Raw genomic sequence first — 20,688 nt, 5'->3', positions numbered from 1 at the left:
ATCGCGGGTGAGCAAGGGGTGGCTTCTTGCCGGGCCCGCGCGGCCTGACCGAACCTTACGGCCCGAAGAAGTCCAATGCCGGCGGCAAGAACTTGAAGGTGGTCTTCAAGCTTCCCAGGGCATTCGCCGTGAGGTTGTTGGTGCCGGGGAGCAGGCCCGAGACCCCGGCCGCGTTGAAGTTGCCAAAGCCGGCCAGGGCCGAACAGCCGGTGCCGGCGTAGACGCCGGCGATGTTGGCGTTGCCAGAGCCCGCCTGGGCGTGGCCGTTGGTGGCGGAGACGGCGGCCGCGACGTTGGCGTTGCCGTCGATCGCATTGGCAAGGCTGTGGTTGCCGAGGAACACGCCGGCGACGTTGGCGTTGCTGGAGTTATTGGTCAGGGTCCCGGCCATGACGTTGCTGTTGTTCCCCTGCGCGAAGCCAAGATTGAGGTTGCTGGTGGCGCCGCCGGCGATAGCCGGGTTGCCGCCGGCCCTCACCGTGTTGTCGTTACCGAAGGTCACGGCCGCGTTGCCGCTGCCGGACCCGGCGAGAGCCGAGCTGTAGTTACCGGAGACGGCGGCGAGGTTGCCGATGTCGCGGTTGCTGAACCCGGCAGAAGCTCCAGAGTGGTCGCCGGTGACGAAGGCGGTGCTGCCGAGCCCGCCGAAGCCCCCGGTGGCATTGCTGTAATTGCCCAACACGGTTGCCGTGCACAGCGTGCCGTTGGCCACGGCCGTGTTGTTGTTGCCAATGGCAGTGGCAAAGGAACCTAAGCCCGGGGTGAGCATGGTGGTGTTGGCGGTGGCATTGCTGTTGGCGCCGACGGCAAGCGCAACACCCCCGAAACCGGAGGTGGCGTGCGCCGTGCCCGACTGGAACAGCGTCGTCCCGAACATCGACAAGGCGATGTCCGGACCCGCCGGGGCGGCCGCCGGGGCAGACGCACTGACCTGGCCGGGCAGGCTTTGCAGCATCCGCTGGAACGGGGTCAGCCGCGCGGCCACCGCCGAGGCGCAGCCGTGATAGCCGGCCATCGCGGCCACGTCCTGGGCCCACATCTGCTCATACTCGGCCTCGGCGCCTGCGATCGCCGGGCAGTTCTGCCCGAACCAATTCGTCAGCACCATCCGCACGAACGCATTGCGGTTGAGCGCCACCATGATCGGTTGCACTGTGGCGGCCTGGGCGGCCTCGAACGCGCTCACCATGGCCCGGGCCTGTCCGGCAGCCCCTCCCGCCTGCGCCGCCGCCGCGGTCAGCCACCCCATGTAGGGCGCGGCCGCGGCTGCCATCGCCGCCGACGCCGGCCCCTGCCAGGCGGCGCCCGCCAGCTCCGAGGTCACCGACGAAAACGAGGTTGCCGCGGCCTGCAGCTCGCCGGCCAGCCCGTCCCAGGCCGCCGCCGCCGACAGCATCGGACCCGGGCCTGCACCGACAAACATCCGCGCCGAATTGATCTCCGGCGGCAATACCGAAAAATTCATCACAGCCGTCCCTTCTTAGGTGGCCTGCCCGGGCTGCCCCCCAATCCACGGTGACGGCCGTGGCGATCCCAGTTAACGCGAGCAGTTCGGTACCAGAACTTTATGACAATCGCGGCCCGATATCCCGGTAGTCAGCAAACTGGCGCAGGTTTTTTCGGAAACGTCTTTCGGCCGCACCTCGTCGACCCGCAAACCACGAGCCGATCCAGCGCCGACCACCCCGATCCCCGCGACCCCCGGCTATCGCCGGCCCGTCGACACATCTGCGCGACCACCCCCGGTCGAGATCCTCGCCGAGCGGGGTCGGCCGGTCGGCGTAGCCTGACGGCCATGAAAACTGGTGACACCGTGGCCGACTTCGAGCTTCCCGACCAGACCGGCTCGCCTCGCAAGCTCAGTACGCTGCTATCCGACGGACCGGTGGTTCTGTTCTTCTACCCGGCGGCCATGACGCCGGGCTGCACCAAGGAAGCCTGCCACTTCCGCGACCTGGCGGCAGAATTCGCCGCCGTTGGCGCCACCAGGGTCGGCATCAGCGCCGATCCCGTCCACAAGCAGGCCAAGTTCGCCGACATGCAGCACTTCGACTACCCACTGCTGTCCGATACCGAGGGCACCGTCGCCACCCAATTCGGCGTCAAACGGGGCCTGCTGGGCAAGTTGCTTCCGGTCAAGCGGACCACCTTCGTCATCGACACCGACCGCCGGGTGCTCGAGGTGATCTCCAGCGAATTCAGCATGGACACTCACGCCGACAAGGCACTGCAGACGCTGCGCGCGCGTTCTTGACGCCGTTTCACGGGACGATCGAAAGAAATAGATACGCGGCCAGCAACACCAAATGCACCTCGCCTTCCAGCCTGGTGGCCCGGCCCGGCACCACCGTCAGCATGCTGACCGCGACGGTAAGTATCAGCAGCACCAACTGGGTCGGACCGAGACCGAGTAGCAGCGGGCCGCTCAACCAGAGCGAGGCCAGGGCGATTGTCGGGATGGTCAGCCCGATGCTGGCCATCGCGGAGCCGTACGCCAGGTTCAAGCTGATCTGCAGGCGACCCTGCCTGGCCGCGCGCGCTGCCGCCAGCGTCTCGGGGAGCAGCACCAACATGGCGATCACCACGCCGACGAACGACGGCGGAAACCCGACCGCCGCGACGCCGCGCTCGATGATCGGCGATTCCACCTTGGCCAGGCCCACCACCGTCACCAGCGCGACCAGCAGCAGCCCGAGGCTGCGCAGCGCCAGGCAGGCGCTCGGAGGGTCCGCATGGCGATCGTCATCGACGGCGCCCTTTTGGGCCACCGGCAGAAAGAAATCTCGATGCCGGACCGTTTGAGTGAACACGAAAAGTAGGTACAAGCCCAACGAGGCGACCGCGGCGAACGCGAGCTGGCTGGGGGAAAATTGCGGCCCCGGTTTGCTGGTGGTGAACGTTGGCAGTACCAGGCTCAACGTTGCCAACGTGGTGACCATGGCCAGGGCGGAGCCGCTGCCCTGGTCGTTGAACAGCGTCACGCCGTAGCGGCGGGAACCCAGCAGCAGCGCCAACCCGGCGATCCCATTGGTCGTGATCATGACCGCGGCGAATACGGTGTCGCGGGCGAGCGTGGCCGTCTCGTGTCCCCCACCAGCCATCAGCGTGACAATCAAGGCCACCTCGATCACGGTCACCGCGACGGCCAACACCAGTGACCCGAACGGCTCGCCGACACGGTGCGCTACCACCTCGGCGTGATGAACCGCAGCCAGGACCGCACCGGCAAGCAGCACCGCCACGAAGAGACCCATCAGGGTCCCGATTTTCTGGCCCCACGTCAATGCCAGCGCGATGAACGCAAGCACCGGCGCCATCACGCTCCAGGGCACCCGTTTGATCATCGACCGCCATTGTTGCCGACGCCATCGGCCGGCCGATCATCCCCTACGCCGGTTGGCGGGACTCGAAGTAGGCGCCTGTCATTTCGGAGACGGTATTCGCGGCGCACCGAATGGGCTCGCCGCGTGCCGAATTGCGGGCCCGACGCAATCAGCAAGCGCTCGGTATCGCCATGGCGCCGTCTCAGTAGCATGCTCACATGCCGACCAGCGCCGGCCAGAGCGAAGGCCTAGTGAAGGCGAGTTGTTCGCCGGGTACACCATCGTGTGCCGGCTCGGCGCGGGCGGGATGGGCGAGGTGTATCTGGCGCAGCACCCCCGGGCTGCCGCGGCGCGATGCCCTCAAGATCCTGCCCCGCGAATTGACCGGCGACCTCGAGTTTCGTCAGCGCTTCAACCGCGAGGCCGATCTGGCCGCGAGCTTGTACAACGAGCACATCGTCGGCATTCATGACCGCGGCGAATTTCAGGGCCACCTGTGGATCTCGATGGACTACGTCGAGGGAACCGAAGCCGCCCACCTGCTGCGCAGCCGGTACCCCGCCGGGATGCCGCACCCGGACGTCGTCGAGATCATCTCGGCCGACACCGACGCCATGCTCGCGGTTGCCACCGGCGGCCCGGCCTTCTCCTTCCCGGTGCCGGCTGCCGTCACCGCCGGGCGCGTCATCGACATCGAGGTCATCCGCCGCGACCGTATCGAGCCGGCGGTGTTCCGGCGCGAATGGACGCGTGCGGCGCTGGCCGCCGCCAATCGCCTGGACGTGGCTGCCCGCTAGCTCTCCGGCTCCTCGGGGGTCAGCAGCACCGCTGCGTCAAAGCAACTGTGGTCACCGGTGTGGCAGGCTGCGCCGACCTGGTCCACCGTCAACAGCACGGCATCCCCGTCACAGTCCAGGCGTACCGAATGGACGCGCTGGGTGTGCCCCGAGGTAGCGCCCTTGACCCATTGTTCGCCGCGGGACCGCGAATAGTAGGTGGCCTCACGGGTTTCCAGGGTGCGCGCCAATGCGTCGTCGTCCATCCAGGCGACCATCAGCACGTCGCCGCTGCCACGCTCCTGCACGACCGCGGTGAACAAACCGTCGGCGTTGCGCTTGAGGCGCGCGGCGATCGCGGGGTCGAGGCTCATCGCACGGTGATCCCTGCTGTTGCCATGGCGGCCTTCACCTGCCCGATCGTCAATTCCCGGAAATGAAAGACGCTGGCGGCCAATACCGCATCGGCCCCGGCGGCGACCGCGGGGGCGAAGTGTTCCGCTGCGCCGGCGCCGCCGCTGGCGATGACCGGCACGGTGACCGCGGCCCGAACCGCGCGCAGCATCGCGAGGTCGAAGCCGGCCTTGGTGCCGTCGGCGTCCATCGAGTTCAGCAGGATCTCCCCCACGCCCAGGTCGGCGCCGCGGGCCGCCCACTCCACGGCGTCGATGCCGGTGCCGCGGCGGCCGCCGTGGGTGGTGACCTCCCAGCCCGACGGAGTCGGGGGTGAGCCGACGGGCACGGTGCGCGCGTCTACCGACAAGACGATGCACTGGGAACCGAATTGCCTTGCCATATCACCCAGCAGATCGGGGCGGGCGATCGCGGCGGTGTTGACCGAGACCTTGTCGGCACCCGCGCGCAGCAACGCATCCACGTCGGCCACGGTACGCACCCCGCCGCCGACAGTGAGCGGAATGAACACCTGCTCGGCGGTGTGGCGGACCACCTCCAACATGGTGGCCCGACCCGACGACGACGCGGTCACGTCAAGAAACGTCAGCTCGTCGGCGCCTTCGGCGTCATAGGCGGCGGCGAGTTCCACCGGATCGCCCGCATCCCGCAGGTTCTCGAAGTTGACTCCTTTGACGACGCGCCCGCCGTCGACGTCCAGGCACGGGATCACCCGCACCGCAAGGCCGGTATCGGCGTACATGTCAGTAGTCCTCCGGTTCCCCGGTGCCGCGCAGCATTTCGAGGATCTCGTCGTGCACGCCGGGCGCCGCGGCCAGCACCGAACGCGCCGCCGGAGTCCACGGTTCGCCGGCCAGGTTGGTGACGATGCCGCCGGCGGCGCGCACCTGAGCCACGCCCGCCGCATGATCCCATACGTGGCCGCCGAAACTTATTGCACCACCGAGGATTCCGTCAGCAACGTAGACCAGGTCGATACCGGTCGACCCGTGCATGCGCAACCGCGACGAGACCCGGCTGAGGTTCTCCAGCACCGCCAGCCGATAGCGTCCGGGGAATCGGCCCCGAGAATCCGCGCTAAACGTGCCGACGCCGATAAGGCTGTCGGCCAGCTTGGCGGGCGCCAACCGCGGACGTGCCACACCGTTTTTCATCAGGGGGCCGCCGGTGACTGCGGTGTAGCGCTCATCGATGAACGGCAACCAGGTCAAGCCGGCCACCGGATCGCCGTGGTGCAGCAGACCCAACAAGATCGCGGCCATCGGCGAACCCGCGGCGTAGTTGAACGTGCCGTCCACCGGATCCAATACCCACACCCAGGGCGAGTCGACGGGCGTCCCACCGAATTCCTCACCGTGCACACCGATTCCGGTGGCCGCCAGCAACGCGTCAACCACTTGGCGCTCGATCGCCAGGTCGACCTCGGTGGCGAAGTCATTGCCCTTCTTGCGGACCGCGGAATCGGCACGATGACCGTCCAGAAACCGCGGCACCGCGGCATCCAGAATCGCCGATGCCTGCTCGACCAACGGTGTCAGCTGCGCAGCGAAATCCATGGCAGGGCTACTCCCGTACCGCGGCCAACGCCTGCGGCAAGGTGAACCGCCCGGCGTAGAGGGCCTTACCGACGATGGCGCCCTCGACCCCGCGGCCGGCAAGGGTTGCGATGGCCCGCAAATCGTCCAGGCTGGATACCCCGCCCGAGGCGATCACCGGCGCCTCGGTGCGGTCGGCAACCTGCCGCAGTAGGTCGAGGTTCGGACCGCGCAGGGTGCCGTCCTTGCTGACATCGGTGACGACGAACCGCGAACACCCTTGCCTATCAAGGCGTTCCAGTACTTCCCACAGGTCGCCGCCGTCGGTCTCCCAGCCGCGTCCACGCAACCGGTGCCGCCCGTCGACGATGTGGACATCCAAGCCGACGGCGACCTTGTCGCCATGCTCGGCGATCACCCGCGCGCACCATTGCGGGTTTTCCAGCGCGGCCGTGCCCAAGTTGACCCGGGCGCACCCGGTGGCCAACGCCGCGGCCAGCGAAGCGTCGTCGCGGATCCCCCCGGACAACTCGACCCGCACGTCGAGCTTGCCGACCACGTCGGCGAGCAGTTCGCGGTTGGAGCCGCGCCCGAATGCGGCGTCGAGGTCGACCAGGTGAATCCACTCGGCGCCGTCGCGCTGCCAACCCAACGCGGCATCCACGGCCGATCCGTACTCGGTTTCACTGCCGGCCTTGCCCTGTACCAGGCGCACGGCACGACCGTCGACCACGTCGACGGCGGGCAACAGAATCAGTGGCATTTTCACAGTTCCCCAACCCAATTGCTCAGTACGACCGCACCGGCGTCCCCGCTTTTTTCCGGGTGAAACTGGGTGGCGGCCAACGGTCCATCCTCCACGGCGGCCAGGAACGGTACCTGATGGGTAGCCCAGGTCAGCAGCGCACCCGGGTGCCCCTCCCAGCGCTGCGCGGCATAGGAATGCACGAAATAAAACCGGGCGTCGGCGTCCAGCCCGCGGAACAACGTGCTGCCCGTGGCGGCGTTCACCACGTTCCACCCCATGTGCGGAATCACCGGGGCGTCCAGCCGCGTGACCGCGCCGGGCCACTGCCCGCAGCCTCGCGTCTCGACACCGAACTCGACCCCGCGCGCGAACATGATCTGCATGCCGACACAGACGCCGAGCACCGGGTGCCCGGCCGCCACCCGTTCGGCGATGATCCGCTCTCCCCCGATCTTGCGCAGGCCAGTCATGCACGCTTCAAAAGCTCCGACGCCGGGCACCAGCAGCCCGTCGGCAGCCGCGGCCGCCTTGGCGTCCGCGGTCACCTCCACCGCCGCACCGACCCGCTGCAGCGCACGTTGGGCCGACCGCAGGTTGCCGGAGCCGTAGTCCAGGACAACAACTGATTTCGTTGTCACAGAACGCCTTTGGTGGACGGCACACCGGAAGTCCGGGGGTCGGGTTCGACGGCTTGCCGCAGCGCGCGAGCGACGGCCTTGTACTGGGCTTCGGTGATGTGGTGCGGATCGCGTCCGTACAGGACGCGCACATGCAGGGCGATGCGCGCGTTCATCGCCAGCGACTCGAACACGTGCCGGTTGATGACGGTGTGGTAGGGCACCGAGCTGCCGGCGATCGTGGTGTGCTGCAAATGATCCGGCTCCCCGCTGTGCACGCAGTAGGGCCGGCCGGACACATCGACCGCGGCATGAGCCAGCGCCTCGTCCATCGGGATGAAGGCATCTCCGAAGCGACGGATACCCTTCTTGTCGCCCAGGGCCTGCCCGAGTGCCCGGCCCAGCGCGATCGCGGTGTCCTCGACACTGTGATGCGCTTCGATGTGGACGTCGCCGGTGGTACGCACCATCAGGTCGAAGCTGGCGTGACTGCCCAGCGCCGTCAGCATGTGGTCGTAGAACGGCACTCCGGTGTCGACGTCGACTTGCCCGGTGCCATCGAGATCCAGTTCGACGACGATGTCGGATTCGCGCGTGCGGCGTTCGACGCGGGCACGACGAGTTCCGTTGCCTGTCGGGGGGGCGGTCATGGCGCTCCTACGGGGCTGGTGGCGGGAACCAATTCGGTGGCAGCGATTTGCGCGCTCGCCCGCAGGAATGCGTCGTTCTCGTCGGCCAGGCCGGTGGTGGCGCGCAGATAACCGGGAATACCGACATCGCGAATCAGGACCCCGGCATCCAGGTAACGCTGCCAGGCGGCCGACGCGTCGGCGAATTTTCCGAACAGCACGAAGTTGGCATCACTGGGGACAACCCGGAAACCCATGCCGGACAAGGAGGTTGACACCCGCTCGCGTTCGGCGATCAGCGCGGCGACGCTGGCCAAGGTGTCGTCGGCGTGCCGCAACGCGGCGCGGGCCGCCGCCTGGGTGACCGCGGACAGGTGATAGGGCAGCCGCACCAGCAGCATCGCCTCTACCAACGCCGGCGTGGCGATCAAGTACCCGAGCCGGCCGCCGGCGAAGGCGAACGCCTTGCTCATGGTGCGGCTGACGACCAGCTTGGTCGGATACCCGGCCACCAACCGCACCGCGCTGGGCTGCGACGAAAATTCACCGTAGGCCTCGTCGACGATCAAGATCCCGGGCACCACGTCGAGCAGCCTGCACAGGTCACCCAGCGAAACACTTTGTCCGGTGGGATTATTGGGGCTGGCAATGAAGACAACATCCGGCCGTCGCCGGGCGACGGCGGCCACGGCGGCGTCGATGTCCAGGCTGAAGTCGTCGGCCCGCACCGTTTCCATCCACTCGGTGTGGGTGCCACCGGCGATGATCGGGTGCATCGAATAGGACGGGACGAAACCGATCGCGCTACGCCCCGGCCCACCGAACGCCTGCAGCAGCTGCTGCAGGATCTCGTTGGATCCGTTGGCGGCCCAGACGTTTTCGACGCCGAGCTGGACACCGGTTTGCGCAGTCAGGTACGCGGCCAGATCACGTCGCAATGCGACCGCATCCCGGTCGGGGTAGCGGTGCAAGTCGACTGCGGCCGCCCGCACCGACCGGACCACGTCGTCGACCAGCGCCTCGGTGGGCGGATGCGGGTTCTCGTTGGTGTTCAGCCGCACCGGAACCGCCAATTGTGGTGCGCCGTAAGGTGATTTACCGCGCAGGTCATCGCGCAGCGGCAACTCGTCAAGGGTGGGCCCTTGCGATGCGCCCGTCACCGCTCGAACCTCCGCCGTACCGCCTCACCGTGGGCGGGCAGGTCTTCGGCCTTAGCCAGGGTGATCACGTGCCCGGAGACGTCTTTGAGCGCCGCTTCGGTGTAGTCCACGACATGGATGCCGCGCAGGAAGGTCTGCACCGACAGGCCGCTGGAATGCCGGGCGCAGCCGGCCGTCGGCAACACGTGGTTGGAGCCGGCGCAGTAGTCACCCAGACTGACCGGCGCCCAGGGTCCGACGAAAACGGCCCCGGCCGAACGTATCCGACCGGCAACCTGCGGCGCATCGGCGGTTTGGATCTCCAGATGCTCGGCGGCGTACGCGTTGACGACCTTGATGCCCGCCTCCACATCGTCGACCAGGATGATCGCCGATTGCGAGCCACTCAGCGCGGCCGTCACTCGCTCGCGGTGCACGGTGGTCTGCACTTGGGCCGCTACTTCGCTGTCGGTCGCGTCGGCCAGATCCGCACTCGGGGTGACGAGGACGCTGGCGGCCATCTCGTCGTGTTCGGCCTGGCTGATCAGATCGGCGGCGACGTGCGCCGGATCGGCCGTGTGATCGGCGAGGATGGCGATCTCGGTCGGCCCCGCTTCGGCGTCGATGCCGACCTGAGAGCGACACAACCGCTTTGCGGCCGTGACATAGATATTGCCGGGGCCGGTGATCATGTCGACCGGCGCCAGCTCAGCGCCGTCGGTGTCGGCGCCGCCGTAGGCCAATAATGCCACCGCCTGGGCCCCGCCCACGGCCCAGACCTCGTCGACGTCCAACAGCCGGGCCGCGGCGAGGATCGTCGGGTGCGGCCAGCCGTCAAACTCGGCCTGCGGCGGACTGGCCACCACCAGCGAGTCGACACCCGCGACCTGCGCGGGCACCACGTTCATCACCACACTCGACGGGTACACCGCGTTGCCCCCGGGGACATACAGGCCGACCCGCTGAACCGGAACCCACCGCTCGGTGACCGTCGCACCGGGCCCCAGCGTCGTGGTGACGACGCTGCGCCGCTGGTCGGCGTGCACCGCGCGGGTCCGTTCGATCATCACCTGCAGTGCTTCCCGTACCTCGGGTGCAAGCTCAGCCAGCGCTGAGTCCAACGCGTAATCCGGCACCCGCACCGCCGCGGGGCGCACTCCGTCGAACGACTCGCCGAAGTCCAACGCGGCCTCGGCACCGCGCTCGGCCACTGCTTGCACTATCGGCCGGACGGTGGGCAGCACGGTCTCCACGTCGGCCCCGCCGCGCGGCAACGCCGCCCGCAGCCGCGCCGCCGTCAACTCCGCTCCCCGCAGATCGATACGGGCCAGCAGCGCGGGCGTTGTAGTCACGTGGACCATTGTCCCAGAGCAGCTCAACTCGATATCCGGCCGGTACAGTGCCGGTAGAGCGGCTCCACCGACCGCGTTCGCGAAAGGCAGCCAACATGTCGGCAAAGGACCACCCGAACAACGCGCCGGGCGTCCCCATGGTGTTCCCGCCCTGGTTTGAGAATTTCCAGATCAAATACATCAATCCCGCGCTCAAACCGGTCGCCCGGTACCTGCCCGGCGCAGCGACCATCACCCACCGCGGCCGCAAATCCGGCAAGCCGTACCGGACCATCGTGACCGCCTACCGCAAGGGCAACGTGCTGGCGATCGCGCTGGGCCACGGTAAGACCGACTGGGTCAAGAACGTGCTGGCCGCCGGCGAGGCCGACGTGCTGTTCACCCGCCGTCAGGTGCACATCACCAACCCGCGGATCCTGCCCGCCGGTTCGGACGGCGCGGGGTTGCCATTCATGGCACGCATGCAGGCGGGTCGGATGGGGATCTTCGTCGCCGACATCGCCTGAGCTCAGCTGCGCGTGCGCCCCTGGGGTCGGGGCAAGCCGCGATCAGGGCCTGGCGAAGACGGTCTTTCCGGCCATCGCCGGCCAAGCCGACGGCGCGTCGTCCCAGGCCACGACGTGATCGACGGCGGGCGACAGGTCGCAGCCGCCGGCGATCACGTCCAGGATTTCCGGGATGACCGCACGCGCATTGACGCGTCCGGTCACAAACCTCACGCCGCGGGTATACATCGACAGCAACGGCATCTCTACCGTGCGTTCGTAGTAGATCCCGGTGTCGGTGCATACCCCGTCCGGCCAGGTGGCACGCAGCGTAGCGGCCAGCACAGACGCGTCGGCCGAGGTGTGCACCGTGACGGGATACGGGTCCCACTCTTTGGCCGGCTTCGGCCGGTCATGCGCGGTTGCCCCGAGCTTTTCGGCGACCGCGAGACGCTGCGCGTCGGTGTCGACGTAGTCGACGTGGGCTCCCAGCGCCGCCGCAAAGGCCGCGGCATACAGCCCGATCGACAACCGCCCGACCACTAAGACCCGGCGGTCGGCAGGCTCGAGCCCGGACAAGTCGTTCGTGAAGGGCCCCACGGTGCGCCAAGCGTCGGGAATGTTGTCCGACAGCGATGCAATGGCGATCAGGTCGCGGGGGTCGATGCTGGCAGGCGTCGCGACCAGCATCGCGTCGGCGTAGGGCACCAACACCAGGTCGGCCATGAATCCGCCGCCATCCAGACCGGCGATCGGACCCATGCCGTACATCGCCATCAGCGGCACCGAGTTGCACGAGCCCGTCATGCCGCGACGACATTCACGGCACCTGCCGCAGCTGATCTGGAAGGGCACAACCACCCGGTCGCCCACGCGGATGGTGCTGACGCCGTCGCCGACCGCCACGACTTCGGCCACCCCCTCGTGACCGACCGAATAGCCGGATGGCAGCGGTAACCGGCCAGTCACCACCGCGACATCGAGGTCACAACAGGCCACGACCAGTGGCCTCACCAGTGCTTGGTCCGGAGTGGTGAGCACCGGGTCCGGCGCCTCGCGCCATGCGTATCGCCCCGTCTCCTCGAAAACCAATTGTCTCATTCCGCTATTATTGAGTGATCACTCAAGAATTGTCAAGTATTTTTTACCCATGCCCAGACCAGACCACAGCCGTGCAGCGTTGATCGGTACGGCCGCAACGCTGTTCCGTCGTCAGGGGTACGCAGCGACCGGGCTGAAGCAGATCCTCGACGACGCGGGCGTCAGACCAGGGTCGCTTTACCACCACTTCCCCGACGGCAAGCAACAATTGGCCGCCGCGGTCGTCGGCACGGCGGGGGCCGCCATCGAGCAACTTCTGCGCAGCTTCCTGGCCTCCGACCGCCCGGTGGCTGACGTCGTCGACCAATGGGTCGACCTGTTGGTGGCGGGACTGGCCGGCGACCATCGCGACGGCTGCCCGATCGAGCCGATCGCCACCGAGGCCGTGCACGCCAGCCCATTGGTGCGCGAGGCCTCCGCACACGCATTCAAAGGATGGTCTGCCGCGATCGCGGAACGGCTTAACGCCGAAGGTTGGGTGGCCACCGACGCGGAATCGGTTGCGCTCGCGGTGGTTTCGTTGATCGAGGGAGCCTTGATCCTGTCCCGCGTCGCCGGTGATGCGGCCGCGCTGCAAGCCGTCAAGCCGGCAGCACGCACCCTGCTGTCCGGCTAGACCTACATGTCCAAACCGATATCGAGGACACGCACCGAGTGCGTCAGCGCCCCCACCGCCAGGTAGTCCACTCCGGTTCGGGCGTAGGTCGCCGCCGTCTCCAGGCTGAGCCCGCCGGACGACTCGAGCAGCACGGTGGGTGCACGTGCATCGCGTCGCTGCACCGCCGTCTGGGTCTGCCACACCGGGAAATTGTCCAGCAGGATCAATTCGGGCTTTTCGGGCAACACCGCGTCGAGTTGCTCGAGCGAGTCGACCTCCACCTCGCAGGGCAGCTCGGGCGCGGCAGTGCGCACCGCCCGCAACGCCTCCACCACCGATCCCGCGGCAGCGACGTGGTTGTCCTTAATCAACGCCGCATCCCCCAGGCCCATCCGGTGATTGACGCCACCGCCGACGCGCACCGCGTATTTCTGCAATGCACGCAGACCCGGCAAAGTCTTGCGGGTGTCGCGGATCTTGGCCTTGGTGCCGTGCACCGCGTCGACCCAAGCCGCGGTCACCGTGGCGATTCCCGACATGTGGCAGACCAGATTGAGCATGGTGCGCTCGGCGGTCAGCAGTCCGCGTACGTCGGCCCGGAGGGTTAGCATCGGCTCGCCCGGCCGCAGCCGCACGCCGTCATCGACGCGGTGCAGCACCCGGTATCCGCCCTTGCCGATCACCTCGTCCAGCACCATCAGGGCCACGTCCACCCCGGCGATCACCCCAACTTCCCGGGGAACCATCGACGCTGTGGCCACCGCGCCGGCGGGCACCGTCGCGATCGTGGTGACGTCCGGCCCGAAGCTCAAGTCCTCATCGAGTCCGCGCCGGATGGTCTCCCGAGCGGCATCCCGCTCCCGATCAGACAGCGTCATCAGCTCACCGCAGCCAACGCCGGCACACCCACCGCGTGGTGGTCATCGGCCAACCGAACCACGATGCTGCGCGCCTGCTCCGGGGTGGCATCCGGGTACTCGGCGCGATGGTGACAGCCGCGGCTTTCGGTGCGCGCCAATGCGGCGGCAGCCACCACGCGCGCGGCAACCGCCAACGACACGTCTTCGAAATCCCGACGGCCCTCGACCCTGCGCACCGGTCCGGCCAGCAATCCGGACAGCCGCCGCAGCCCGTCGGCGGTGCGCACCACCGATGCTTCCCGACTCATCGCCCGTTGCAGCTCGGCACGCTCCGGGGCAGTGTGCAGGATCGACTCAGGCAAGCTCGCGCGGCGGCGCCCGACTACCGTCGCATGCGCGGCCGCCGCACTTCCGGCCCGGCCGCCGACCACAAGGCCCTCGAGCAGGCTGTTGGAGGCCAGCCGGTTGGCGCCGTGCATCCCGGTGCGGGCAACCTCACCGGCGGCGAACAACCCCGGCATTTCGGTCTGGCCGAATACGTCGGTGATGACGCCGCCGCAGCTGTAATGCGCACCCGGGACCACCGGGATAGGTCGGCGGACCGGGTCGACGCCGACGGCGCGGCACGAGGCGGTGACGGTCGGGAACCGCGATTCAAAACCGTCGATGCCACGCGCGTCGAGGTAGACGCACGGGTCGCCGGTGGCCCTCATCCGTGCGTCGATAGCCGCCGCGACGACATCGCGTGGCGCCAGGTCGCCCATCGGATGAACGCCTGCTGTAATCGAACGGCCTTGGCGGTCAAGCAATTTCGCGCCTTCGCCGCGCAGTGCCTCGCTGACCAGGGGGCACCGACCGCCGCTGCCCACCGCGTAAAGCATCGTCGGATGGAATTGGATGAACTCGAGGTCGCTGACCGCCACACCGGCCCACAAGGCCAGCGCGATGCCGTCGGCGGTGGAGCCGTCGGGGTTGGTGGTCGCGCTGTACAACTGCCCGAGCCCGCCGGTGGCCAGGATCACCGACGGAGCACTGATGATGCCGACACCGTGCGGGCTGAGCACCAACACGCCGGTCACCGCGGCGTCGTCGTGGAGCACCCGCATGACCACATGGCCGCCGCGGATGTCCAGCGCCCCGGCCGCGTGATCGAGCGCCCGCTGAACTTCGGCGCCGGTGGCATCGCCACCGGCATGCACGATGCGTCGCTGCGAGTGCCCGCCTTCACGCGTGAGCGCCCAACGGCCAGCCGAAGTTTCGTCGAACCGCGCTCCGTCGCCGACGAGTTCGGTAACCGCGCGGTAGCCGTCGGCGACGATCGAGTACACCGCGCCGTCGTCGCACAAGCCGGCCCCCGCGGCCAGCGTGTCGGCGACGTGAGCGTCGACAGAATCGTCGGTGTCCGGCAACACCACCGCTATCCCGCCCTGCGCGTAATGTGTCGCGGTCACTCCGACCAGCTGGGCCGCCTTATTGAGCACCACAACGCTGCGGCCCGCGCGATGGGCCGCCAGCGCGGCGGCCAGGCCAGCCACGCCGGTACCGACCACAACGACGTCGACGGCATCGCGCCAGGCTGGCGCGGTCCTCATTCGCCACCGCCAGGTTGTCCGATTTCGATCATCCGCTGAACACTGCGCCGGCCCGCGGCCGCGACGTCGGGATCGACATGGACTTCGTCGGCCCCCTCCACCAGACAACGCAACAAAGCCGCGGGCGTGATCATCTTCATGAACTTGCACGACGCACGGTCGTTGACCGCCTGAAAGTCGACTTCCGGCGCCGCCCGCCGCAGTTGATGCAGCATTCCGACCTCGGTGGCGACCAGCACCTTGCGGGCACTGGTTTGGCGGGCCGCGTCCAGCATTCCACCGGTGGACAGAATCTTGACCCGCTCCTGGGGGAAGGCGCCTTCTCCGGCAAGGTAGAGCGCCGAGGTGGCGCAGCCACATTCCGGATGCACGAACAATTCGGCATCGGGATTGGCACGCGCCTGGCCGGTGAGCTCTTCACCGTTGATCCCGGCGTGCACGTGGCATTCGCCGGCCCATACGTGCAGATTCTGGCGACCGGTCACGCGGCGCACGTGGGCACCGAGGAATTGGTCCGGGCAGAACAGCACCTCACGACCGGGGTCGATGGAGGCGACCACATCGACTGCGTTCGACGAGGTGCAGCAGATATCGGTGAGCGCCTTGACCTCGGCCGTGGTGTTGACGTAGGAGACGACGACCGCGCCGGGGTGTTCAGCCTTCCAGGCACGCAATTCGTCAGCAGTGATCGAGTCGGCCAGTGAGCAGCCGGCCCGTTGGTCGGGAATCAGCACTGTCTTTTGCGGGCTGAGGATTTTGGCGGTCTCGGCCATGAAGTGCACCCCGCAGAAAACGATGGTGTCTTCGGGCGCATCGGCGGCGATGCGCGACAGTGCCAGCGAATCCCCGATGTGGTCGGCGACGTCTTGAATGGCGGGCAGCTGGTAGTTGTGGGCCAGTATCGTGGCGCCGCGCAATCGCGCCAGCCGACGCACTTCCGCGGCCCACTGCGCGTCACCGTCGACCCCGGTGTAGCCGGTTGGTGTATTGGTGACCCGAGCGGTCATGTCGGTGATGCCCGTGCCGAGCGTGTCCATGCGACTCAAGACCGTCACGGCGGCTCCTTTCGCGCCAGCAGGTTTTCGACTTACAATCGAAAACATGCCCCATGGTAACACCGCCCATGAAGTGCTGGCCGTCGTATTCCAGGTTCGCCTGGTCACCGTCGGCCCGGAACAACGGTCAAAGGCCGAAAAACCACAGCTCAACGTGCTGTTGTGGCAACGCGCCCAGGACCCGCAAAAGGGCGCGTGGTCGCTTCCGGGGGGACGGATGCGCAACGACGAGGATTTGACGACCTCGGTTCGCCGCCAACTGGCCGAGAAAGTCGATCTCCAAGAGCTATCCCACCTCGAACAGCTTGCCGTGTTCTCCGATCCGCATCGGGTGCCGGGCACTCGGGTGATCGCGTCGACCTTCCTGGGGCTGGTTCCCTCCCCCGCCACCCCCGAGTTGCCCGAAGACACCCGCTGGCATCCGGTGAATTCCCTGCCACCGATGGCTTTCGATCACGGGCCGATGGTGGCCCATGCTCGCGCCAGGCTTGTCGCCAAAATGTCGTACACCAATATCGGGTTCGCGTTGGCTCCCAAAGAATTCGCGCTGTCCACGTTGCGCGGCATCTACGGTGCCGCGTTGGGCTATCAAGTCGATGCCACGAATCTGCAGCGGGTCCTGGCGCGTCGCAAGGTGATCACCCAGACCGGTACGGTGGCCCAATCCGGGCGCAGCGGCGGCCGCCCGGCGGCGCTGTACCGGTTCACCGATTCGCAGCTGAGGGTCACCGACGAATTCGCCGCACTACGGCCCCCCGGCCAGGCCTGAAAGTTCCGGCAGGACGGGTTCGGCTTCCGCAGCTTTTCTGGGCCCCGTGTCGACAAGGATCGCGGTCGCACCGCAGCTGATTGCCCAGCTCACTGATTGTGACAAGCGGCACGCCGCCTCCTTGTCGCTCCAGCGACCGACGATGCCGTAAGTTGCATAAGAACTGAGTAAGGCTATATAAGAGGTAGCTAAGAGGCGCTGGCCGCCATTGAGGTGCCGGCGCCTGACTATGACTGGGCTCATTGCGCTGTCTCCTGGTCCGGGACGCATTGATGCGCGAGACGCCAAGGCCGAGAAGGGAGCCTGATGGTTAGCATCGGCAATCTGGCAGATGCGCGCGCCGCGGAATGGATCGGCCGACCGTCGCATGAGGAGTTGCAGCGCAGGGTGCGCCCACTGCTGCCGTGCGACGATCCCTTTTATCAGCCGCCGGCGGGCTACCAGCATGCCGAACCCGGAACGGTACTGCGATCCCGTGACGTCGAGCTGGCGTTTCTGGGTCTGATACCGCAATCCATCACCGCGACTCAGCTGCTGTACCGGACGACCGATATGAATGGCAATCCCGAGGCGACGGTGACCACGGTCATCCTGCCCGCCGAAGTTGCACCGGGGCAGACCTGCCCGCTGTTGTCGTACCAGTGTGCGATCGACGCCATATCCTCCCGATGCTTTCCGTCCTATGCGCTGCGGCGCCGGGCCAAGGGCCTCGGATCATTGACTCAGCTGGAGCTGTTGTTGATCACCGCCGCCGTCGCCGAGGGCTGGGCGGTATCGGTACCCGACCACGAAGGCGTTCGAGGACTGTGGGGGGCTCCGTACGAGCCCGGCTACCGCGTGCTCGACGGCATCCGGGCGGCCCTGAATTCGGAACGTCTCGAGTTGTCCCCGTCGGCGCCCATCGGGCTGTGGGGCTACTCGGGCGGCGGCCTGGCGAGCGCCTGGGCCGCTGAAATGTCTGGGGACTACGCGCCGGAACTGGACATCGTCGGGGCTGTGCTGGGATCACCGGTCGGCGACCTAGGTAACACTTTCCGCCGGCTCAACGGCACCCTGCTCGCTGGACTGCCCGCGCTGGTGGTGGCTGCGCTCGCACACACCTATCCCGGGCTGGACCGGGTGATCAAGCAACACGCCAACGACGCCGGGGTCGACCTGCTCAAGCGGCTGGAGAGGATGACAACCATCGAGGCGGTCATCCGCACCGCGAACAAGGACTTGGGCGACTATTTGGACGAGCCGCTCGAGGACGTCCTGTCCACCCCCGAGATCGTGCATGTGTTCCAGGACATCAAACTGGGTGCCGCGGTACCGGCACCGCCGGTCCTGATCGTGCAGGCGGTCCACGACTATCTCATCGACGTTGACGACATCGACGCGCTGGCCGAGGCGTATTCGGCCGGCGGCGCCAGAGTCACCTACCATCGGGATGCCTTCAACGAGCACATGGTGCTGCACCCGCTGTCGGCTCCGATGACGCTGCGCTGGCTGACCGATCGATTCGCCGGGCGGCCGCTGAGCGAACATGTCATCCGGACTACCTGGCCGACCATGTTCAACCCGATGACCTACGCCGGGATGGCCCGACTGGCCGTCATTGCCGCCAAGGTCATCACCGGGCGTAAAGTCCACCGCCGGCCGCTCTGACGGCGGTCAAACCACCCCCGCTTCTGACACCGGCTCGGTCGACGCGTTTGCCGCCTGCTCACCGACCGGACAGCGCCCCAAGTCGTCACGTGCGGTCCCGGCCGCAATCAACGCGTACACCAGTGACGCGATGGCCGCCGGCGACAGCAGCGTGGCCGCCACCAGCGCCGGCCGCCAGGCAAAGAACACCGGCGGCGCCTGCGTGACGTACGTCAATGAATGATCGCCGCTTGCCAGCGGCACGGTGTCGAAATCCAGCGCGCCGTAACGCAACCGAACCAGCAGCGCCCCCACCGCCGCCGCTGCCGCGGCGGCGGCGATCAAGCCGAGCGAAAGCGCGACGACCATCCCCGGTCCCCGGCGTTCGCGCCACTGCCACACCAGCACTGCCGCCACCACCGCCACCACACCCGACAGTCCGAGCATCAAAAACGGGGCGATGAAGAAGTTCTGCGATTCTTCGCCCAAATAGTCATGCACCCGCTCGCCCGCCCGGGTGAGCGCCACAACCGCATGGATCGGTGGCGCCACCCATGCCCACAACGCACCGATCACCACACCGGTCAGCGACAAACCGAGCACCACGGTGAGCACCGCACTTTTCCGGGAATTGCGATCGGCGCCGGACTGCTCTGGACCGGCCGGCGCGCTGGCTGTCTGCGGCTCTAGCGGCGTCGGCGGACTCTGCGGCACAGATTCTTCGGTCACCGCTGCGCCTCCAGATCGGATGAATCCGCCTGTCCGTGGCGGGAGCATCGTGCCCGCCAACCATCGGGACGAACCTGCACGGTCATTCGCCGCCCGCACACTGCACAGAACCGTGGTGGCTCGAGACCCAATTGAGCGGCTGTCGGCGTGGCCGTACCCGCCGGTTGCCCGGTGTAGACGTTGTAGGCACCGCCACCGACCGGATCGCCCCAATTTTCGACCACGTCTGCCGCCTTCTCACAAGGTGGCGTTGAGCGCCTTGATCGGCATCTGTAGGTCGTCGAGCAGTTGCAGGTCGGCCTCGGCGGGGCGGCCAAGGGTGGTCAGGTAGTTGCCGACGATCACCGCGTTGATGCCGCCCAGAATCCCCCGCTTGGCACCAAGGTCGCCCAGAGTGATCTCGCGGCCGCCGGCGAAGCGCAGCATCGTACGCGGCAGCGCCAGCCGGAAAGCCCCCACAGCCTTGAGCGCTTCGCCGACCGGCAGCACCTCCAAGTCGCCGAACGGGGTTCCCGGGCGCGGGTTGAGAAAGTTCAGCGGCACCTCGTCGGGGTTCAGCTCGGCGAGGTTGGCAGCGAATTCGGCGCGCTGCTCCAACGTCTCGCCCATGCCGAGGATGCCGCCGCAGCACACCTCCATGCCGGCGTCACGCACCATCGTCAACGTCTGCCAGCGCTCCTCCCAGGTGTGTGTGGTGACGACCTTGGTGAAGTACGAGCGGGCCGTCTCCAGGTTGTGGTTGTAGCGGTGCACACCCATCGCCGACAGCTGCTCCACCTGCTGGGCGCTCAACATGCCCAGTGAGCAGGCGATGTTGATCTCGACTTCGTTGCGAATCGCCTCGATGCCGGCCGCGACCTGGGCCAGTAGCCGGTCGTCGGGCCCGCGTACCGCGGCCACGATGCAGAACTCGGTGGCGCCGGTCTTAGCGGTCTGCTTGGCCGCCTCGACCAGGCTGGGAATATCCAGCCAGGCACTGCGCACCGGGGAGCTGAACAGGCCCGACTGAGAGCAGAAATGACAATCCTCGGGGCAGCCGCCGGTCTTCAGGCTGATGATGCCCTCCACCTCGACCTCGGGACCGCACCACCGCATCCGCACCTCGTGCGCCAGCCCCAGCAGTTCCTCGAGCCGCTCGTCGGGCAGCTGCAGCACCCGCAGCACCTGGTCCTGGCTCAACCCCTCACCGCGCTCCAGCACCTGCTGGCGGGCCTCGGCCAAAATGTCGGCCATATTGTCGGCGTCGGGCACGCCATGTTGGCCGCCGTCGGTCGTCGGTCGAATCGGCGCTTGAGTCACCAGGTACTCCCCTACATCTTTGTCCTGTCCGAGCGGAACGC

22 protein-coding genes and 1 pseudogene are annotated in these 20,688 nt (G+C 67.5%); 6 read left to right on the top strand and 17 right to left on the bottom strand.

Annotation, left to right across the window (positions count from 1 at the left end):
- Nucleotides 1–55 precede the first annotated feature (55 nt).
- A complete protein-coding gene (locus BST40_RS31020) occupies nt 56–1,465 on the bottom strand; it encodes a PPE family protein (RefSeq protein ID WP_075546185.1) in 1,410 nt (469 codons plus the stop codon).
- 330 nt (nt 1,466–1,795) lie between these two features.
- On the opposite strand from BST40_RS31020, the gene BST40_RS02265 reads away from it, so the two are divergent.
- The gene (locus BST40_RS02265; RefSeq protein ID WP_075546184.1) at nt 1,796–2,254 is read left to right on the top strand and encodes a peroxiredoxin; all 459 of its coding nucleotides are present in this window, start codon (nt 1,796–1,798) and stop codon (nt 2,252–2,254) included.
- A gap of 7 nt (nt 2,255–2,261) precedes the next feature.
- Here BST40_RS02265 and BST40_RS02260 read toward each other — a convergent pair whose 3' ends face one another.
- Entirely contained in the window at nt 2,262–3,344 is a 1,083-nt protein-coding gene (locus BST40_RS02260) for a calcium:cation antiporter (protein ID WP_083153290.1), read from the bottom strand.
- A gap of 241 nt (nt 3,345–3,585) precedes the next feature.
- On the opposite strand from BST40_RS02260, the pseudogene BST40_RS02255 reads away from it, so the two are divergent.
- Nucleotides 3,586–3,940 (top strand): annotated as a pseudogene (locus BST40_RS02255) (protein kinase domain-containing protein); the annotation flags it as partial.
- Between the two features lie 176 nt (nt 3,941–4,116).
- Here BST40_RS02255 and hisI read toward each other — a convergent pair.
- From hisI to hisD, 8 genes are read right to left on the bottom strand one after another with little or no spacing between them, the layout of a single operon-like run.
- The gene (hisI, locus tag BST40_RS02250) at nt 4,117–4,473 is read right to left on the bottom strand and encodes a phosphoribosyl-AMP cyclohydrolase (RefSeq protein ID WP_075546181.1); all 357 of its coding nucleotides are present in this window, start codon (nt 4,471–4,473) and stop codon (nt 4,117–4,119) included.
- Nucleotides 4,470–5,255, bottom strand: a complete 786-nt coding sequence (gene hisF / locus BST40_RS02245) for an imidazole glycerol phosphate synthase subunit HisF (protein ID WP_075546180.1) — start codon at nt 5,253–5,255, stop codon at nt 4,470–4,472. Before hisF ends, hisI begins: the two co-directional genes overlap by 4 nt.
- A 1-nt stretch (nt 5,256) precedes the next feature.
- Nucleotides 5,257–6,069: an inositol monophosphatase family protein gene (locus BST40_RS02240; protein ID WP_075546179.1), complete on the bottom strand. Its 813-nt coding sequence runs from the start codon at nt 6,067–6,069 to the stop codon at nt 5,257–5,259.
- A 7-nt stretch (nt 6,070–6,076) separates the two neighbouring features.
- On the bottom strand, nt 6,077–6,811 hold the full coding sequence (gene priA / locus BST40_RS02235) for a bifunctional 1-(5-phosphoribosyl)-5-((5-phosphoribosylamino)methylideneamino)imidazole-4-carboxamide isomerase/phosphoribosylanthranilate isomerase PriA (protein ID WP_075546178.1): 735 nt from the start codon (nt 6,809–6,811) through the stop codon (nt 6,077–6,079).
- 2 nt (nt 6,812–6,813) lie between these two features.
- The gene (gene hisH, locus BST40_RS02230) at nt 6,814–7,434 is read right to left on the bottom strand and encodes an imidazole glycerol phosphate synthase subunit HisH (protein WP_083153288.1); all 621 of its coding nucleotides are present in this window, start codon (nt 7,432–7,434) and stop codon (nt 6,814–6,816) included.
- Nucleotides 7,431–8,063 (bottom strand): imidazoleglycerol-phosphate dehydratase HisB, encoded by a 633-nt coding sequence (gene hisB / locus BST40_RS02225; RefSeq protein ID WP_075546176.1) that lies wholly within the window; start codon nt 8,061–8,063, stop codon nt 7,431–7,433. Before hisB ends, hisH begins: the two co-directional genes overlap by 4 nt.
- Nucleotides 8,060–9,202, bottom strand: a complete 1,143-nt coding sequence (locus BST40_RS02220; protein WP_075546175.1) for a histidinol-phosphate transaminase — start codon at nt 9,200–9,202, stop codon at nt 8,060–8,062. Before BST40_RS02220 ends, hisB begins: the two co-directional genes overlap by 4 nt.
- Nucleotides 9,199–10,515, bottom strand: a complete 1,317-nt coding sequence (hisD, locus tag BST40_RS02215; RefSeq protein WP_089024981.1) for a histidinol dehydrogenase — start codon at nt 10,513–10,515, stop codon at nt 9,199–9,201. The genes BST40_RS02220 and hisD overlap by 4 nt, the downstream gene beginning before the upstream one ends.
- A gap of 113 nt (nt 10,516–10,628) precedes the next feature.
- Here hisD and BST40_RS02210 point away from each other — a divergent pair, with 113 nt between their 5' ends.
- Nucleotides 10,629–11,039, top strand: a complete 411-nt coding sequence (locus BST40_RS02210; RefSeq protein WP_083153286.1) for a nitroreductase family deazaflavin-dependent oxidoreductase — start codon at nt 10,629–10,631, stop codon at nt 11,037–11,039.
- A 42-nt stretch (nt 11,040–11,081) separates the two neighbouring features.
- On the opposite strand, the gene BST40_RS02205 is transcribed toward BST40_RS02210, so the two are convergent.
- Nucleotides 11,082–12,119 (bottom strand): alcohol dehydrogenase catalytic domain-containing protein, encoded by a 1,038-nt coding sequence (locus BST40_RS02205; protein ID WP_075546172.1) that lies wholly within the window; start codon nt 12,117–12,119, stop codon nt 11,082–11,084.
- A 49-nt stretch (nt 12,120–12,168) separates the two neighbouring features.
- Between BST40_RS02205 and BST40_RS02200 the strand changes: the two genes are divergently transcribed.
- Entirely contained in the window at nt 12,169–12,735 is a 567-nt protein-coding gene (locus BST40_RS02200; protein WP_083153284.1) for a TetR/AcrR family transcriptional regulator, read from the top strand.
- A gap of 2 nt (nt 12,736–12,737) precedes the next feature.
- Here BST40_RS02200 and nadC read toward each other — a convergent pair whose 3' ends face one another.
- From nadC to nadA, 3 genes are read right to left on the bottom strand one after another with little or no spacing between them, the layout of a single operon-like run.
- Nucleotides 12,738–13,595, bottom strand: a complete 858-nt coding sequence (gene nadC, locus BST40_RS02195; RefSeq protein ID WP_075546170.1) for a carboxylating nicotinate-nucleotide diphosphorylase — start codon at nt 13,593–13,595, stop codon at nt 12,738–12,740.
- The gene (locus BST40_RS02190; RefSeq protein WP_083153282.1) at nt 13,595–15,169 is read right to left on the bottom strand and encodes an L-aspartate oxidase; all 1,575 of its coding nucleotides are present in this window, start codon (nt 15,167–15,169) and stop codon (nt 13,595–13,597) included. Before BST40_RS02190 ends, nadC begins: the two co-directional genes overlap by 1 nt.
- The gene (gene nadA / locus BST40_RS02185) at nt 15,166–16,224 is read right to left on the bottom strand and encodes a quinolinate synthase NadA (RefSeq protein ID WP_083153280.1); all 1,059 of its coding nucleotides are present in this window, start codon (nt 16,222–16,224) and stop codon (nt 15,166–15,168) included. Before nadA ends, BST40_RS02190 begins: the two co-directional genes overlap by 4 nt.
- Before the next feature lie 46 nt (nt 16,225–16,270).
- Between nadA and BST40_RS02180 the strand changes: the two genes are divergently transcribed.
- Together BST40_RS02180 and BST40_RS02175 are read left to right on the top strand one after the other, a co-directional pair.
- Entirely contained in the window at nt 16,271–16,993 is a 723-nt protein-coding gene (locus tag BST40_RS02180; protein WP_075546167.1) for an NUDIX hydrolase, read from the top strand.
- A 306-nt stretch (nt 16,994–17,299) separates the two neighbouring features.
- Nucleotides 17,300–18,640: a lipase family protein gene (locus BST40_RS02175; RefSeq protein ID WP_075546166.1), complete on the top strand. Its 1,341-nt coding sequence runs from the start codon at nt 17,300–17,302 to the stop codon at nt 18,638–18,640.
- Nucleotides 18,641–18,646: 6 nt separating this feature from the next.
- On the opposite strand, the gene BST40_RS02170 is transcribed toward BST40_RS02175, so the two are convergent.
- The 3 genes from BST40_RS02170 to bioB form a co-directional block, all read right to left on the bottom strand.
- A complete protein-coding gene (locus BST40_RS02170) occupies nt 18,647–19,234 on the bottom strand; it encodes a DUF2567 domain-containing protein (protein WP_240316762.1) in 588 nt (195 codons plus the stop codon).
- A gap of 110 nt (nt 19,235–19,344) precedes the next feature.
- Nucleotides 19,345–19,572: a biotin synthase auxiliary protein BsaP gene (gene bsaP / locus BST40_RS02165; RefSeq protein ID WP_082275312.1), complete on the bottom strand. Its 228-nt coding sequence runs from the start codon at nt 19,570–19,572 to the stop codon at nt 19,345–19,347.
- A 13-nt stretch (nt 19,573–19,585) separates the two neighbouring features.
- Nucleotides 19,586–20,647 carry a biotin synthase BioB gene (gene bioB, locus BST40_RS02160; protein WP_089024979.1) on the bottom strand — a complete coding sequence of 354 codons (1,062 nt, stop codon included), beginning with the start codon at nt 20,645–20,647 and terminating at the stop codon, nt 19,586–19,588.
- Nucleotides 20,648–20,688: the final 41 nt, after the last annotated feature.

The organism is Mycobacterium persicum (assembly GCF_002086675.1).
Classification (GTDB): domain Bacteria; phylum Actinomycetota; class Actinomycetes; order Mycobacteriales; family Mycobacteriaceae; genus Mycobacterium; species Mycobacterium persicum.
The sequence above is the reverse complement of the archived record's forward strand: the minus strand, read 5'-3'. Positions and strand labels throughout refer to the sequence as shown.

Coding starts and splice junctions, on each gene's coding strand:
- BST40_RS31020 (WP_075546185.1), bottom strand. CDS start 1,465: ATGAATTTTTCGGTATTGCCGCCGGAGATCAATTCGGCGCGGATGTTT.
- BST40_RS02265 (WP_075546184.1), top strand. CDS start 1,796: ATGAAAACTGGTGACACCGTGGCCGACTTCGAGCTTCCCGACCAGACC.
- BST40_RS02260 (WP_083153290.1), bottom strand. CDS start 3,344: ATGATCAAACGGGTGCCCTGGAGCGTGATGGCGCCGGTGCTTGCGTTC.
- hisI (WP_075546181.1), bottom strand. CDS start 4,473: ATGAGCCTCGACCCCGCGATCGCCGCGCGCCTCAAGCGCAACGCCGAC.
- hisF (WP_075546180.1), bottom strand. CDS start 5,255: ATGTACGCCGATACCGGCCTTGCGGTGCGGGTGATCCCGTGCCTGGAC.
- BST40_RS02240 (WP_075546179.1), bottom strand. CDS start 6,069: ATGGATTTCGCTGCGCAGCTGACACCGTTGGTCGAGCAGGCATCGGCG.
- priA (WP_075546178.1), bottom strand. CDS start 6,811: ATGCCACTGATTCTGTTGCCCGCCGTCGACGTGGTCGACGGTCGTGCC.
- hisB (WP_075546176.1), bottom strand. CDS start 8,063: ATGACCGCCCCCCCGACAGGCAACGGAACTCGTCGTGCCCGCGTCGAA.
- BST40_RS02210 (WP_083153286.1), top strand. CDS start 10,629: ATGTCGGCAAAGGACCACCCGAACAACGCGCCGGGCGTCCCCATGGTG.
- BST40_RS02205 (WP_075546172.1), bottom strand. CDS start 12,119: ATGAGACAATTGGTTTTCGAGGAGACGGGGCGATACGCATGGCGCGAG.
- BST40_RS02200 (WP_083153284.1), top strand. CDS start 12,169: ATGCCCAGACCAGACCACAGCCGTGCAGCGTTGATCGGTACGGCCGCA.
- nadC (WP_075546170.1), bottom strand. CDS start 13,595: ATGACGCTGTCTGATCGGGAGCGGGATGCCGCTCGGGAGACCATCCGG.
- BST40_RS02190 (WP_083153282.1), bottom strand. CDS start 15,169: ATGAGGACCGCGCCAGCCTGGCGCGATGCCGTCGACGTCGTTGTGGTC.
- BST40_RS02180 (WP_075546167.1), top strand. CDS start 16,271: ATGCCCCATGGTAACACCGCCCATGAAGTGCTGGCCGTCGTATTCCAG.
- BST40_RS02175 (WP_075546166.1), top strand. CDS start 17,300: ATGGTTAGCATCGGCAATCTGGCAGATGCGCGCGCCGCGGAATGGATC.